Here is a 14,340-nt window from a genome sequence, read left to right as displayed (position 1 = left end):
CCATCCCTCCTGCGAATGCTTAGCCCGGGAACGGCGCCGGGCCCACTTCTCTGGGTCCAGCATGACACCGTCTGCATAGCAAGACGTACACCGGAGCTGAAAAGTTCCCTCAGGGCGAAAGCGGAACTTCAACCAGGGACGCGAGGAGCGAGGCCTGTTCAGTTTGCGATTTCTTGGGGACCAGGACCCGCTTGACCCGAGAAACCGCAAGCTCAACTGCGAGGGGGAATGAGCAAGTTTCGAATATGTCCAACAATTTCATTGACATATTTTTATGTCCTCGATACGTTGTGATTCGCCGGGCTTCGTGAGGGACACACGAAGCCCGGCGACCCATAAAATCGCACGCTTTGAAAGGTTGGTTGTCATGAAAGTGAAGGGCCTTATCGCAGCATCGGTCATCGGGATCCTCGGAGGAGCCGGCCTGGTCGTTCCCGCACAGGCGGCGCCGTCGCCCGGCGGAGATCAGGCTTCGCCCCAGATCTGCGACGGCCCCTCGCCGGTGTACACCTTCACCTCGGTCACCCGCAGTTCGCGACCCACCAATGTGAAGAGCGCATACATCACAGGCCCCGGCACCCTCAGCTACACGCGGACGACGACGGCGTCCGTCGGGGTGGCCGCTTCGGCCTCGGTGACCGCGGAGGCCGGCGTCGTCCTGGCCAAGGCGAGCACCACCATCGGCGTACAGCTCTCGAAGGAGCGGTCCTGGACGGACGGTTTCTCCTACAGCCTGAACGTCGCCAGTGGTCAGCGCCGTGCCATGCAGCTCTTCCAGACCTCCCGCTCGTTCCTGGCGACGAAGAAGGTCCTTCAGTCCCCCTGCAAGTACGTCGCCGCGTACTCGAACAACTCGGTGAACGCTCCTTTGAGGGCCCGCCAGGACGAGTGGAAGCTGGTTCCGTGACACGTCCCCTCACGATCCGGGGTGCGGCGGTGCCAACGCTCGCCATCGCCACGCTCTTCGGCCTCGGCGCCTGCAGCCTGCCCGGCGCTCCGGCACCAGGGCCGTCTCCGGCACCGGACTCCTCAGTCACCCCGCACGCTTCCGGCGATCCGGCGAACCCTTCGCCGGCGGGCAGTGGACCGGCGGCGCCTCAAACGTCCGCCGCGTCACACCCTGCCGGACCGTCCGGTGCGCCGAGCCCGGCCGCGGACGGGACTCCGACGTTCGGGCCGGACTCGACCACCATCCACGGTCAGGAAACGGTGCAGGGCACCTCGGGGAAGACCGTCTCGCTCAGACTCACGGCGCCGGCCGACACTCGATTCCTGATCGGAACCGGGTCGCTCGCGGACTCCGGGAAAGCCATCCCCTGCACCGCGAAAATCATGGACACGAAGTCCGCGCAGGCCGTGAACTACGAGGTGAGCTGTCCGTGGCAGGGTGAGGGCCAGAAACTCTACTCGGTCATCAGTTACGAAGAGTTCGACTACACCTTCATGAAGAGCCTGAACTGACCACTAACCACCGAGGCCGCGCCCTGATGTGCTGTGCGCTCCCCACTTGGGGAGCGCACAGCACATCAGGGCGCGGCCTTCCGGGCGGGCTGACTCAGGCTTACTCGTAGACGTGCGGTGCGAGGCTGCCCACGAACGCGAGGTTGCGGTACTTCTCGGCGAAGTCCAGGCCGTAACCCACCACGAACTCGTTCGGGATGTCCTTGCCGACGTACTTGACGTCGATCTCGACCTTGGCGGCCTCCGGCTTACGCAGCATGGTGCAGATCTCCACGCTGGCCGGGCCACGGGACTCCAGGTTCGCCTTGAGCCAGGACAGCGTCAGACCGGAGTCGATGATGTCCTCGACGATCAGGACGTGCTTGCCCATCAGATCCGTCTCAAGGTCCTTGATGATGCGGACCACGCCCGAGGACTGGGTGCCCGAGCCGTAGGAGGACACCGCCATCCAGTCCATGGTCACGTGGCTGTGCAGAGCACGGGCCAGATCCGCCATGACCATCACGGCACCCTTGAGGACGCCGACGATCAGCAGATCGCGCCCCTCATAGTCCTTGTCGATCTGCGCGGCGAGTTCCGTGATGCGCTGCTGGATCTCCTCCTTGGTCAGAAGAATTTCCTTGAGATCTGCCTGGACGTCCTGCGAATCCACCCTGACTCCTGTAACTGTCTATCCGTGGCTGGACGGCCCCGCGGCGATTGCACGAGGGCCAGTGCTTTCCAGAACCAGTTTCCCATACTCGCCACCGCCCTTGCGCGCCCCCTTGGGACGGGTCTGCCTCCGGACACTCACCTTCCCGGGCAACTGCACCGGCCCGGCGCTCCCCTGCCGCTTCAACAGTGCGACGGCGGCCTGCATCCGCTCGAAACTCGGCGAACCTCCGAGTTCGGTGACGGCCAGCGCGAGGACCCGGGACCGCAGTGCCTCGGGCAGCGCCCGCAACCCGTCCTCAGGGAGGAGGATGACGCCGTCGTGCGCCTCTCGCAGTGCCGCGTAGTGCCGCTGCGCCTCCTCGTCCAGAAAGGCGGCATCCGCCGCGAGGATCCGGGCCGAGCGGTGCAGGGACTCGGCCACGCCGGGGCCGATCTGGTCCTCCAGGAACGGCATCACCCGGGATCGCACCCGGGATCGGGTGAACGCCGGGTCCGCGTTGCTGGGGTCCTGCCAGGGCGTGAGATCCTCCACACGGCAGATCTCCTCGGTCTCGGCGCGCGTCAGCTCCAGGAAGGGACGGAGATAGGAACCTCCCGGGAAGTCACGTCGCCGCGGGATCCCCGCCAGCGCCCTGGTTCCCGAGCCCCGGGCGAGGGCGAGCAGGACCTGTTCGGCCTGGTCGTCCCGGGTGTGGCCGAGCAGCACCAGATCGGCGCCCTCCTCGCGGGCGGCCTGTTCCAGCGCGGCGTGCCGCACCGAACGGGCTGCCGCCTCCGGGCCGTCCCCATCGGACGGCACCGTCACCGTGACGATCCGCACCGGGTCCAGTCCCAGGGCGCGCGCCTGCCCGGCAGCCCGCTCCGCGACCTCATGGGACCCTTCCTGCAGCTGATGGTCGACCACCACGGCACCCACCTGGAACAGGCCGGTCCGGGCGAAGAACGCCGCAGCGGCCGCGAGCGCCAGCGAGTCCGGGCCTCCACTCAGGCCCAGCAGAACCCGAAGCGGCCCATCCCCGGCCCGGTTCAACGCACGGCCGCCCCGGGGTGCGTTCCTGTCCAGGAATCCCTCATCCTCAAGTGCTTCCCGCAAACGCAGGCGGGCCGACCCCAGCACGGGGGCCAGCCGTCCCCGGCTCCTGCGGCCATCGGTCCGCTCAGGCGTCACCGGCGAAACCCATACGCTTCAGCCAGGCCCCGGCGTCGTGGATCTCCTCTTCGGTGGGCAGGTGATCCGGACGCTCCCAGACACGGTTGAAACCTTCCATCCCCGCGCGGTCCACCACGGCACGGACGAAGCGGGCCCCGTCCGTGTACTGACGCATCTTCGCGTCCAGCCCCAGCAGCCTCCGCATGAACTTCTCCAGCACCCCACGGTCCTTTCCGCGGTCGCTGAAACGCTGACGGATGGTCTTCACGCTCGGAACCGCCTCGGCGTCGACGGCGTCCATCACCACATTGGCGTGCCCTTCGAGCAGACTCATGACCCCCGTGAGCCTGGACATGACGGCCTTCTCCTCCGGCCCCTGGAGGAGTTCACTCAGGCCGCCCGGCGTGCTCTCGGACCCGCCGCGGTTCTCCTTCAGCGACACCACTGCACGGGTGGCCCGTTCCAGGAAGGACCCGGCATTCTCCACGAGCGAACCGCTCAGCAGTCCGATCTGCTCCAGAAGGTAATCCCCCAGCCACGGGGCCGCCGCGAACTGAACCCGGTGCGTCTGTTCATGAAGGCAGACCCAGAGCCGGAAATCGTCCGTGTCCACGCCCAGGCGCCGCTCCACCTCCACGATGTTCGGGGCCACGAGCAGGAGCCTTCCCGGCCCACGTCCTCCGTCCCGGCGTGCGGAGAACGGCTCGTACTGCCCGAGCACCTTGCTGGAGAGGAACGCGAGAACCGAACCCATCTGCGCACCGGTGATGGCACTTCCCACCTTGGCGCCGCCCGCGGACATGCCCTGCGCGAGGCGTTCACGGAACGCCTCCAGCGCGGGCTCCATCATCACGGCGAAGCCCTGGGTGTTCGCCTTGGACCAGCCCGCCCGGTCCACCACCAACACCGGGGAGTCCCGCAGATCGCGGGCGGCCTCCAGACCGGTGATGCGATGGACGAGTGCCACGGAGGCCTCCGCTTTCACACGGATGTCCTCGACGGCGGCGGCGATCTCCGCCGGGCTCAGCTGTGGCCCGGCGGGGGCGAGCCGGGCCGCCGTCGTCGCCGCGAGATCCCAGTCGATCAAGGTGAGGGTGGGCTGCTCTGTCATGGGACCATCCTGCCTTACCCGGCTGACGATTATCTGGCCGTCCGGCCAAGTGGTCTCAGCGGCAGCCGCAGCCGGCCAGAATCGAGGCGGAGTCGTCCAACGCCGCCTTGTTCCCCGCAGCCCCCGCCGTGAGACCGTTCCCGATGAAGGAAAAGATGAGCAGACGCCCGTCGGCGTCGACCACATAGCCGGAAAGGCTCAGCACCGTGTTCAGGGTGCCCGTCTTGGCTCTCACGAGTCCTGCGCCGGCCTTGCTCTCCGCGGAGGCGTAACGGGAGCCGAGGGTCCCACTCACTCCGGCCACCGGGAATCCGGCGAGGGCAGCTCGCAGGGAGGCGTTATCCCCCGTGGCCATGAGCCGGACGAGCCAGGAGAACTGTGCGGCGCTGACGCGATTGGCCGGAGCCAGCCCGCTCAAGTCGGCGATGACCATGCCCTTGGTGTCCATGCCGAGCTTCTCGAGTTCGTTCCGCACCGCGACGATCGCGTCCGCGTAACCACCCGCACGGCCTTCCTTCACCGCCACCATGCGTCCCATCACGGCCGTGAGGAAGTTGTCCGAATTCTGAAGCATCCAGGACACCTGACCGGCGACCGTGGCCGAGGCGACGCTGCTCAGGACCGGCCCGTCACCGGCTGAGCCGCCGGCGGCGAAGCTGAGCGGGGCTCCGGCCTTGGATGCGGCCGCATTCAAGGCCGCGACGAAGGCCTTGAGCACCTCGGCGGGCTGGTCCTGGGGTCGGGGGCCGGTCTCGACGGACGCGTCGAACCGTCCCGAATTCAGGGCCAGGGGAGCCACGGGCGCCGTCTCCCCGGCACTGACGTCATCCGGTTCGATGGTGGGGTTCACGGCGGGACCGCTGAAGAGCCGGGCGTCCGCGGCCACGGTGAGTTTGCCCTTGGCACCACCCGCTTTGAGCGCGGCGACCGTCTGGCCGGCCAGTGTCGCGAGCCCGGCGTGCCCCATGACCTCGGACGGCTTCGACTCTCCCGCACCCAGCAGGACGTCGCCGCCGCCACGCAACGACAGGGAACCGGCCCCGGTCCGCCGCACCTCGGTGCTGAAGCGCGCGTCCGGGCCGAGCACTTGGAGGGCCGCAGCAGCGGTCAGCAGTTTCATGTTCGACGCCGGCGCGCGCGGCTCATCCGCCTTGCTTCCGTACAGCACCGAACCGGTCAGCGCGTCGGTGACCTGGGCGGAGAAGTCACCGCCGCCGTCGGGCACCAAGGACTTGCCGAGCAGTTCGGTGAGTCTGGCCGACGACGGCGTGGGAGCCGCCGTCGTCAATGCACCGTCCGTGGCAGGTTCCGGGGTGGGGGGCAGCTGCCAGGCGGGGGTGGTGACAGCGGGCTGAGGGGCTTCGGCGAGGCCGTCCTCGCTCCAATGGATCCCCAGGGGGACGGCGAGCGCCGCGAGCGCGAGGACGAGCAGAACAGAGCTCAGTATGCGCGCCGTGCGGCCCATTCCCGTGCTTCCCCTATCAGTCTCGAGAGCCCCTGAAGGCCGGAAACGGCGTGGGGCGGCCTGCCTCCGGAAGGACAACGCCGGGGCGTGGCGATATCCTCAATAGTAGTCGGCGACGGGCCTGCCCCGTCGCCTGTGATACGCCATGCCGCCCGACGGCACGAAAGCTACGGAGTTCCCATGAAGCACGACGTCACGATCGAGATCCCGCGCGGTTCCCGCGTCAAGTACGAAGTGGACCACGAGACCGGCCGCGTCCGCCTGGACCGCGTCCTCTTCACCTCCATGCAGTACCCCACCCACTACGGCTTCTTCGACAACACCCTGGGCGAGGACGGCGATCCGCTGGACGCCCTGGTGTTCTACCCGGATGTGGACCTGTTCCCGGGCATCGTCCTGGAGGCCCGCCCCATCGCCATCTTCAACATGGAGGATGAGTCCGGTGGAGACGCCAAGCTGGTGTGCGTCCCGGCCGACAAGCGCTTCGACCACATCCAGGAGGCCTCCGATCTGGACGAGTTCCTGATCAAGGAGATCGAGCACTTCTTCACCACCTACAAGGACCTGGAGCCGGGCAAGTGGGTCAAGCCGGACGGCTGGGCCGACCGCGCCGCCGCCGAGGCCGAGCTGCAGGCCTCGATCGAGCGTTTCCAGGCCGAAGGTCACTGACCTCCGCCTGATCAGAGGCCGGGTGTCTCCGCCGCCATGATGCACTCATGGTGGCGGAGACACCCGGCCTCTTGTGTTTGATGCTCAGGCATATGGGCAGTCCTCCCCATCGCAGCGAGGTGGGACGCGGTTCTAGGATGATCGCAGTTCACTTCCGTTCGATTGAGGAGGGCCCACGTGGCCGGTTTCTATGGTGCCGATCCAGCGCAGCTCCGGGTGCTCGCTCAGAACTTCAAACGGGGTTCCACCGCCCTGCAGTTCCAGAGCAAGCAACTGACCGACGCCATCGCCTCGACCCATGCGTGGAAGGGTCCGGATGCTCAGCGCTTCCGTACCGAATGGAACAGCAGCCACCGCCAGGCGCTCATGGCCGCGAGCCGCCATCTGGAGACCTCCGCCAAGGTCCTGCTCGACAATGCCAAGGAGCAGGAGACCGCCAGCTCGGCCGAGGGTGGGTCGACGACCGGCGGCGGGGGCAACACGCAGCTCCAGAACGCCGTGGAAACGGGTGGCATCCTCAAGGGAGCCATCACCCTGGGTATGAAGATCAAAGATCTCGTCAAGGTCTTCAAGGATGCCAATGGTTTCCTGTCCACGAAGAAGATCCTGGATTTCACTGGCAAGGGTTTCACCTGGGCCAGAGACTTCCTCAACCCCGCCGCACCCACCGGGATCATGGCCAAATTCGGCAAGGCCGGAGAGCTGTTCGGCAAATTCGGCCGCTTCCTGGGACCTGCGCTCGCTCCCCTGTCCATCTACGGCGGAATCAAGGACATGATCTCCCCCGAACACGGGGGCTGGCGAGGCTGGGGGGACCGCGTATCCGGCGGCCTGTCAGTGCTGGCGGGTGGCGGGACCCTGCTGATGGCTGCCGGCCTGCTCACCAACCCGGTGGGCATCGGAATCGTGGTCGGCGCCGGAGTCGTGGCGGGCGCCTGGGCTCTGGGCAATATGATTGCTGACAGCGAATGGGGCAAGGCGGCCGGACATTGGATCGCGGGACGTGCCAGTGACGTCTGGAACGGTGCCAAGAACGTGGCATCGGATGCATGGAACGGCGCGAAGAACGTCGCCTCAGGAGCTGTTGAAGGTGCCAAGAAGTTCTTCTCGAATCCCGTCAAATCCCTTGGAGGTCTCTTCGGATGAGCACTCAGCCCGGAGCTGGAACCGAACCGTCAGAAATCACGCTCAGCGATCGTGACATCGCCGCGGCACAGGAGCTCCTCGGACAGGCCTCCGCAGAACTGCCCCTTCCCGTACTGACCGATGAGGAGATCGTCGCCCTGGACGGGCTGGACCACCCTCAGGCCGTGGCATTGCCCTGGCTGTCCGCCCACGAGGACCAACGGGAACTCGCCTGCAATGTGGCGCTGCGCACCCTGCTGAGCAAAGGATTCGTCGTTCCTGTGGCAGACGTCCCCAGTCAGGCACCGAACCGGATCGGCGCCGATCTAGAACTGACCGGCGTCATGACCCTGCGTCGAAGCGGCCAGAAGGTCGTGGTGGCCGAGCTGAACAAGGCGGGTGACGAGAAGACCTGGCTTTACGGCTATCTTCACGGCGACGTCGCCCTGCTGGAGCTGGTCGACCCGGAAGGAAGCCACGCTTTCAGCTTCTGCCCAGTCTCGGAACTCGCCCAGTCGATCCTGGAACTCGCCGGCACCACCGGGATCCAGGGGACCGATGCCGAGGCGGAGAACCTCGACGAGGCAGGCTTCACCGCCCGTGCCTCCGCCGAGCTGAGCGATGTCCGAGGCGTCACCACGGTGGTGGTGATCGACTCCGCCAGCGACGACACCGGGAACGTCACGATCTACACCGCACCCGAACGCCTCTACGCCCTCTCGGCGAGCGAGGAGGACGGCCAGGCCCGCTTCCAGCTGGGCCAGGTCTCCGCAGAAACCCTCGCCACTCGGTTGACCGGGCTGATCACAGCGCACGGAGAGGCCTGAGCAGTGGCCGTCAAGGAACGCGACATCCTCACGCTCAGCGACGGTTCCAAGGTGGTGGATTCCAGCCTTGGCCGGGCCGCCGCCACGCTGGCCGTGGACTACCTGATCACGCTGGCCGCCCTGGCCTCCACCTTCGCCGCCATGTACCGCAAGAACCCTGACGGTATCGGTGCGGCGATCGGCGTCGCAGTGCTCGTCTGGATCCTCTTCGCAGTGGTCTACGGCCTGCTGTGCTTCCGGGGCCGCACGATCGGAAGTCTCGTCGCCGGGACTCGCAACGTCCTGGTCCCGAGCGGCAAGGCTCCTGGCTCCTGGAGGATGGCTTGGTACTGCCTGAAGGTGTACATCTTCGGCATCATCTTCCTGGTCATGGTCCTGCTCTCCGACGGCTCGGGGCTGCCCACCGGAGGAGCAGCGGACCGGGTGAAGGAGAAACTGACCATGATCGACCTGGAAGCCACCCGCCAGCTGGCGCGGCCGAAGGCCTGAGACCTGATCATCCTGAGCCGTGATCAAGGAGTCAGCCTTTCCGTGAACAGTTACTCCGTCGTCCTCCGCGCCGCGAACTGCCCGGCAGAACTCAGCGAGCGGCTGGCCGCCCTGGGGGCGCGGAAGACCGCTTCCTCGTCGTCCTGGTGGCTCATGACGCCGAACGCCGACGACGCCGTTGCAGCCGCGCTGCTGGCGGCCCGCTTTCCGGGCACGCTGGCCGGGGTCGGGGCGGCTCATGGCACGGACGCCACCTCCGAACGGTTCGCCCGTGATCTGGCGACCGGGGCGCTTCTGACGCTCGAAGGGCGACAGGTCCGGCACCGCGTGGCGGCGGCCGGCGAATCCTCCGAGGGGGCCGTCGACACGGAGGCCGCGCTCCGGCTCGTGGCACGGATCGTTGAAGCCCGTTCCGAGGCTGAATGGCGTGTGGTGGACCTGCTCACCCCCGGGGTGCGGGGCCAGCACAAGAGCGTGGCGGAGGCGCTGGGAATCACCACTCAGGCCGTGAGCAAGGCGCTCAACAGGACCGGCTGGCACGAGGAGCTTCTCGGCCGCGAGCTGGCCGGCCGACTGCTGCTGAGCGCCACAGGGCAGCTCCGGGGCTAGGGCCCGGCCGTCGGCTCCGGTTCCCGGATCGCCGCTCAGGCGGTGACGAGCAGACCCCGCAGCACCGTCGCGAGGCCATCCTGCTCGACGCTCTCCGTCACCTCGTCCGCAACGGCCCGCACCTCTTCGGGGGCCTGCCCCATGGCGACGCCGCGCGCCGCCCAGCCAAGCATTTCGACGTCGTTCCGCCCATCGCCCACGGCGATCGTGTGAGCCTGATTCCAGCCGAGAGTGCCACGGAGCCGCTCAAGAGCACTGGCCTTGGTCACCCCTGAGGCGGCGATGTCCAGCCAGGCCGTCCAGCCGACCGAGTAGGTGACGCCGCTGAGCCCGATCCCGGCGATCGCTTCGGTGAAGTCGTCCGAGGTGTTCTCGGAGCTGAAGACGACCACGCGCACGGCTTCCGCCTCGAGCATCTCGTGGAAGTCGACAGGGATCGCCTCGACGCCGAAACTGGCGTCCTGGAAACGCTCCGTGGACAGAAAACGGCCCTGCGCGTCTTCCAGCGCGTACTTGGCCACCGGAAGGCGCTTACGAAGGGCGGTGAGTGCGGGAGCCGGGTCGAAGGTCTCGCGGTGAATGACTTCGTAACCATCGGGCAGGGTGGGATCGAGGCGGAGGGTCACGCCACCGTTGCAACAGACGGCGTAGCCCGAATCGAGGCCGATCAGTTCCAGAATGGGAAGTGTGGCACCCAGGGAACGCCCGGTGGCGATGATCACCCGATGCCCGGAGCGGACCACGGCCTGAGCCGCTTCACGCACTTCCGGGGACATGTGCCCGTCATGGTCCACGAGAGTCCCGTCGACGTCCAGGGCGATGAGCTGCTTGTGGTCTTCGTGCTGCTGGTCTTCGCTGCCAGCGACTGCGTGTTCAGTCAAAATAGTCATAATCCAGTGAAGCACCACCGCTGCGGAGCGGCCAGGACCCAGCTCACAGCGTGGCGTGAATTCGGTATGAACACGGGGCGCGGCAGGTTAATATTCACAGCCCTGCACACAGTGTGAATGTTTGAAATCCCCGGACCGGGCACCGGAAGCCGAAATCCCCCGGCCTTGTGGACATTCCCCATTGCTGGAGCGCAGGGAAATGTCCATAAGGCCAAGGGAAGCTACGAGCCACGCCTCGGAATTCCCGCTCTGATCAGCTTCGCCATGAGCAGTTCAGGTCGCATGATGTCATCCCAGATCCATCGCACCACCTGATAACCCTCGGCGCGGATCCGATCCTCGCGGAGCTTCTCCTCTACCACCACCCGCGCGGGGTCCTTGCCGCTGAGATCTCTGGAGCGCGTGTACTTCATGAGGCCGTCGAACTCGCCCACCAAGCCGCGTCCGCGCCAATGAAAGTCGGTCCGGGCCACTTCCCCACCTCGAGCCATGACCCGGAACTGGACTTCGGGAACCTCGAACCCGAGCTGTGCGATCACCGCCCTGCTGAACGACTCACCTACCGATTCCGAGCCCGCCAGCGCGAAGTCCAGCACCGAGGCCGTACGCGCCCGGGCACTCGCCGAGGACAACGCGGGCAGGCCTGCGGCCAGGCTTTCCAGACTGCACGGGCCTTTGATCCTGCTGTCACGTGACGCGATGGCGTCGGCTATCACGACGGCGTCCGGGAACGGCATGCGGTGCACGGTATCGAGCAATGCGGTGGCGAGGTTCTGAAGCGGAAGGGACACCCCGAGATGAGCCAGCTGCAGGGTGAGAGGCGACGGTTCCAGACCTGAGCGACGAGCCTCGCGAAAGCCCTGCGGCAGCAGACCGGGGCGCTCCCGATCGCTCCGGACGTTCCTCCAGATGCGTTCCGCCGCGGACCGGTCGCCGTACAACACCGGGGCAGGCCTTCGGCCTGAGCCCGACTGCGACCCGGTCAGGCACTCGACCGTCTGGGGGACCCGGGCGAGCCGAAATCCGTACAGGGACAGCACAGTCTCCCGGCAGAAAACCGGAGGGGCGCCCAGCACGCCGAACGCCGCCGTCGTCATCGCGTAGCGCGTCCAGGCCGAGCCGCTGAGCCATTCTTCCATAGGGACGTACACTCCACGACGGAGCCGGGCCAGACGTCCTGCGGTGAAGTCTCGGCTCAGGCTGCGCGCTGATCTGAGATGCGGGCCGCGATCCGCGGTGAGGAAGGTGAATTCCGGGAACTCCATGTGGAACAGCCAAAACCTTACGACGGGCCCACTCAGACAGCACTGCATCCTATGTGGAAACGAAGAATCCCCGGCCTTGTGGACATTCCCCACTGCCGGAGCGCCGGGAAATGTCCACAAGGCCGGGGAAATGTCCCAGCACGAGAGCTCAGAGAACCGGGAACACCTCAAGCCCGCCGAGGTACGGACGCAGCGCCGCCGGAACCGTGACGGAACCGTCCGGGTTCTGATGATGCTCCAGGATGGCCACGATCCAGCGCGTGGTGGCCAGGGTGCCGTTCAGAGTCGCGACGGCGCGGGTTCCCTTAGGCGTCCCGTCCTCGGTGAAGACACGCTCCCGGATGTTGAGGCGGCGCGCCTGGTAGCCGGTGCAGTTCGAGGTGGAGGTGAGCTCGCGGTAGGCGCCCTGCGTGGGGACCCAGGCTTCACAGTCGAACTTGCGGGCCGCAGAGGAGCCCAGGTCTCCCGCCGCCGTGTCGATCACCCGGTAGGGCAGCTCGCACTTGGCCAGCATCTCCTCCTCCCAGGCCAGGAGACGCTCATGCTCGGCGGCAGCCTCCTCCTGGGTGGTGTAGATGAACATCTCCACCTTGTTGAACTGGTGGACGCGGATGATCCCGCGGGTGTCCTTGCCGTGCGAACCGGCCTCACGGCGGTAGCAGGAGCTCTGTCCGGCATACCGCACGGGGCCGTTGGAGAGGTCCAGGATCTCATCACCGTGGTACCCGGCGAGGGCCACCTCGGAGGTTCCCACAAGGTAGAGGTCGTCCTCAGCGAGGCGGTAGATCTCGGCGTCGTGCTTGACGTCGAAGCCGGTGCCCTGCATGGTCTCGGGACGCACCAGGGTGGGCGTGATCATGGGGACGAAGCCGTTGGAGATCGCCTGGTCCATGGCCATCTGCAGCAAAGCCATCTCAAGGCGGGCACCGACTCCACGCAGGAAGTAGAAGCGCGAACCGGAGACCTTTGCACCGCGCTCCATGTCGATGGCGCCGATGAGCTCGCCGATCTCCAGGTGGTCGCGCGGCTCGAAGTCGGTGAATTCGCGAGGCTCGCCGACGGTCTTGACCACCACGTAGTCGTCCTCGCCACCCTCGGGGACACCGTCGAGCACCAGGTTGGGAATGACACGCAGCAGCTCGTCCTGGGTGGTCTGTGCGGCCTCAGCCTCGGCAGATGCGGCCTTGACATTGGCCGCCAGTTCCTTGACCTCGGCCAGCAGCGCCTGCTTCTCCTCGCCCTTCGCCTGCGCCACGCGCTTGCCGAAAGCGTTCTGTTCGGCGCGGAGGTTCTCGAAACGGGTCAGCGCGGCCCGGCGGGTGGAGTCGGACTCGACCAGCTGATCGACCAGAGACTCATCTGCTCCACGGGCACGCTGGCTCGCACGGAACTTCTCGGGGTTGTCAATGAGCTCTTTAACGTCGATCACGAGTCCAAGGGTATCGAATGCGGCTCACACCCCGCGAAGTCCGGCCGGGGCCCCTCGGGCTACCGCGCATCCCTCCCCCAGACCTCGTGCCTCGGCCGGGGCCCCTCGGGCTACGCTTAGGGACTATGGGGAATTCGGGGAAGTACATTCTCTTCGCGGGGAGCGCCGCCGTGTTCGCGGGGTCTGCCGTCGTGAGCTGGTGGGGTGCCCGCCGTCTCAAGGCCATTCACCGGCGCAGCGCGGTCGCGGGACCGGTCAGCCGCCCGCGCGAAGGTTCCCAGCGCGTCGTCGTCGTCCTCAACCCGGTCAAGAACCGCGCCGACGCCGCGCGCGAACAGATCCGGCACGCCGCACGCACGGCGGGCTGGCCGGAGCCGGTGTTCCTGGAAACCACTGAGGACGATCCGGGCTACGGTCAGGCGCGCACCGCGCTTGAGGAGGGGTACGACGTCGTCCTCGCCGCGGGCGGCGACGGCACCGTTCGCGCGGTGGCTGAAGTCCTCGCCGGCAAGGGCGTGCCGCTCGGCCTGGTGCCCCTCGGCACGGGCAATCTCCTGGCCCGCAATCTCCAGATGGACGTGGCCGATCTGCGCGGCGCCATCGGCACGGCACTGTTCGGCTGGGAACGCCTGATCGACACGGCGACGGCGGAACTGCAGAGCGCCGTGGACGGGACCACGAGTGAGCACGGCTTCCTGGTCATGGCCGGGATCGGCATGGACGCGGAGGTCCTGGTCGACACCCGCGACGACCTGAAGAAGTCGATCGGCTGGCTCGCCTACACGGCGGCAGGGATGCGGCACCTGCCGGGACGCCGGCGGCCCGTGACCATCAGCCTCGACGGCGGGCACCCTCAGAAGCGCAAGATCAGAACCATCCTCTTCGCCAATTGCGGCCTGGTCCCGGGCGGCATCGACTTCCTCCCGGACGCCATGGTGGACGACGGCGTGCTCGATGCCGTCGTGGTCAGCCCGCGGAGCCTCCTGGGCTGGCTGGCGATGTACCTGAAAGTCGTGTTCAAGCACAGCGGCGTGCTGCCCATCATGCGGGCGTACGCCGTGCACGGCATGACGGTGTGGAGCCCGGAGCCCATGGAAACACAGCTCGACGGGGACCCTTCGGGACCGGTGACGCGGATCAGCGTGAAGGTGTGCCCGCGTTCCCTTGCGGTGCGGGTCCGCCCGGAACGCTGAGCG

Annotated in this window: 15 protein-coding genes; 8 read left to right on the top strand and 7 right to left on the bottom strand. The window is 67.0% G+C overall.

From position 1 onward, the window contains the following. Positions 1–367: 367 nt before the first annotated feature. Together ACIPXZ_RS07340 and ACIPXZ_RS07335 are read left to right on the top strand one after the other, a co-directional pair. Positions 368–907 (top strand): hypothetical protein, encoded by a 540-nt coding sequence (locus tag ACIPXZ_RS07340; protein ID WP_400591783.1) that lies wholly within the window; start codon positions 368–370, stop codon positions 905–907. After that, complete coding sequence (locus ACIPXZ_RS07335; RefSeq protein WP_400591781.1) at positions 904–1,461, top strand: hypothetical protein; 558 nt, start codon at positions 904–906, stop codon at positions 1,459–1,461. Before ACIPXZ_RS07340 ends, ACIPXZ_RS07335 begins: the two co-directional genes overlap by 4 nt. Before the next feature lie 100 nt (positions 1,462–1,561). Here ACIPXZ_RS07335 and hpt read toward each other — a convergent pair whose 3' ends face one another. The 4 genes from hpt to dacB are packed head-to-tail and all read right to left on the bottom strand — an operon-like array spanning position 1,562 to position 5,841. Beyond that, positions 1,562–2,113 (bottom strand): hypoxanthine phosphoribosyltransferase, encoded by a 552-nt coding sequence (gene hpt / locus ACIPXZ_RS07330; protein ID WP_400591779.1) that lies wholly within the window; start codon positions 2,111–2,113, stop codon positions 1,562–1,564. An 18-nt stretch (positions 2,114–2,131) separates the two neighbouring features. After that, positions 2,132–3,283, bottom strand: a complete 1,152-nt coding sequence (gene tilS / locus ACIPXZ_RS07325) for a tRNA lysidine(34) synthetase TilS (protein ID WP_400591777.1) — start codon at positions 3,281–3,283, stop codon at positions 2,132–2,134. Further along, positions 3,273–4,376 (bottom strand): zinc-dependent metalloprotease, encoded by a 1,104-nt coding sequence (locus tag ACIPXZ_RS07320; protein ID WP_400591775.1) that lies wholly within the window; start codon positions 4,374–4,376, stop codon positions 3,273–3,275. The genes tilS and ACIPXZ_RS07320 overlap by 11 nt, the downstream gene beginning before the upstream one ends. A 55-nt stretch (positions 4,377–4,431) precedes the next feature. Next, positions 4,432–5,841, bottom strand: coding sequence for a D-alanyl-D-alanine carboxypeptidase/D-alanyl-D-alanine-endopeptidase (gene dacB / locus ACIPXZ_RS07315; protein WP_400591773.1), 1,410 nt, complete (start codon positions 5,839–5,841; stop codon positions 4,432–4,434). A 180-nt stretch (positions 5,842–6,021) separates the two neighbouring features. On the opposite strand from dacB, the gene ACIPXZ_RS07310 reads away from it, so the two are divergent. The 5 genes from ACIPXZ_RS07310 to ACIPXZ_RS07290 all read left to right on the top strand — a co-directional run bounded on the left by ACIPXZ_RS07310 (position 6,022) and on the right by ACIPXZ_RS07290 (position 9,560). Further along, positions 6,022–6,510 carry an inorganic diphosphatase gene (locus ACIPXZ_RS07310; RefSeq protein ID WP_400591771.1) on the top strand — a complete coding sequence of 163 codons (489 nt, stop codon included), beginning with the start codon at positions 6,022–6,024 and terminating at the stop codon, positions 6,508–6,510. A gap of 177 nt (positions 6,511–6,687) precedes the next feature. Beyond that, positions 6,688–7,656, top strand: coding sequence for a hypothetical protein (locus ACIPXZ_RS07305; protein ID WP_400591769.1), 969 nt, complete (start codon positions 6,688–6,690; stop codon positions 7,654–7,656). Continuing rightward, a complete protein-coding gene (locus ACIPXZ_RS07300) occupies positions 7,653–8,462 on the top strand; it encodes a hypothetical protein (RefSeq protein WP_400591767.1) in 810 nt (269 codons plus the stop codon). Before ACIPXZ_RS07305 ends, ACIPXZ_RS07300 begins: the two co-directional genes overlap by 4 nt. A 3-nt stretch (positions 8,463–8,465) precedes the next feature. Further along, positions 8,466–8,951, top strand: a complete 486-nt coding sequence (locus tag ACIPXZ_RS07295; protein ID WP_400591765.1) for a hypothetical protein — start codon at positions 8,466–8,468, stop codon at positions 8,949–8,951. Positions 8,952–8,993: 42 nt separating this feature from the next. Beyond that, positions 8,994–9,560, top strand: a complete 567-nt coding sequence (locus ACIPXZ_RS07290; protein WP_400591763.1) for a hypothetical protein — start codon at positions 8,994–8,996, stop codon at positions 9,558–9,560. 35 nt (positions 9,561–9,595) lie between these two features. On the opposite strand, the gene ACIPXZ_RS07285 is transcribed toward ACIPXZ_RS07290, so the two are convergent. The 3 genes from ACIPXZ_RS07285 to serS all read right to left on the bottom strand — a co-directional run bounded on the left by ACIPXZ_RS07285 (position 9,596) and on the right by serS (position 13,144). Then, a complete protein-coding gene (locus ACIPXZ_RS07285) occupies positions 9,596–10,450 on the bottom strand; it encodes an HAD family hydrolase (protein WP_400591761.1) in 855 nt (284 codons plus the stop codon). Between the two features lie 221 nt (positions 10,451–10,671). Beyond that, positions 10,672–11,715, bottom strand: coding sequence for a hypothetical protein (locus ACIPXZ_RS07280; RefSeq protein ID WP_400591759.1), 1,044 nt, complete (start codon positions 11,713–11,715; stop codon positions 10,672–10,674). Positions 11,716–11,863: 148 nt separating this feature from the next. Further along, positions 11,864–13,144, bottom strand: a complete 1,281-nt coding sequence (serS, locus tag ACIPXZ_RS07275) for a serine--tRNA ligase (RefSeq protein WP_400591758.1) — start codon at positions 13,142–13,144, stop codon at positions 11,864–11,866. A gap of 125 nt (positions 13,145–13,269) precedes the next feature. On the opposite strand from serS, the gene ACIPXZ_RS07270 reads away from it, so the two are divergent. Further along, positions 13,270–14,337 (top strand): diacylglycerol/lipid kinase family protein, encoded by a 1,068-nt coding sequence (locus ACIPXZ_RS07270; RefSeq protein WP_400591756.1) that lies wholly within the window; start codon positions 13,270–13,272, stop codon positions 14,335–14,337. The last annotated feature ends 3 nt before the right edge of the window (positions 14,338–14,340 follow it).

It is taken from the genome of Arthrobacter sp. NPDC090010 (assembly GCF_044748305.1).
Taxonomy (GTDB): Bacteria; Actinomycetota; Actinomycetes; order Actinomycetales; family Micrococcaceae; genus Arthrobacter_E.
The sequence above is the reverse complement of the archived record's forward strand: the minus strand, read 5'-3'. Positions and strand labels throughout refer to the sequence as shown.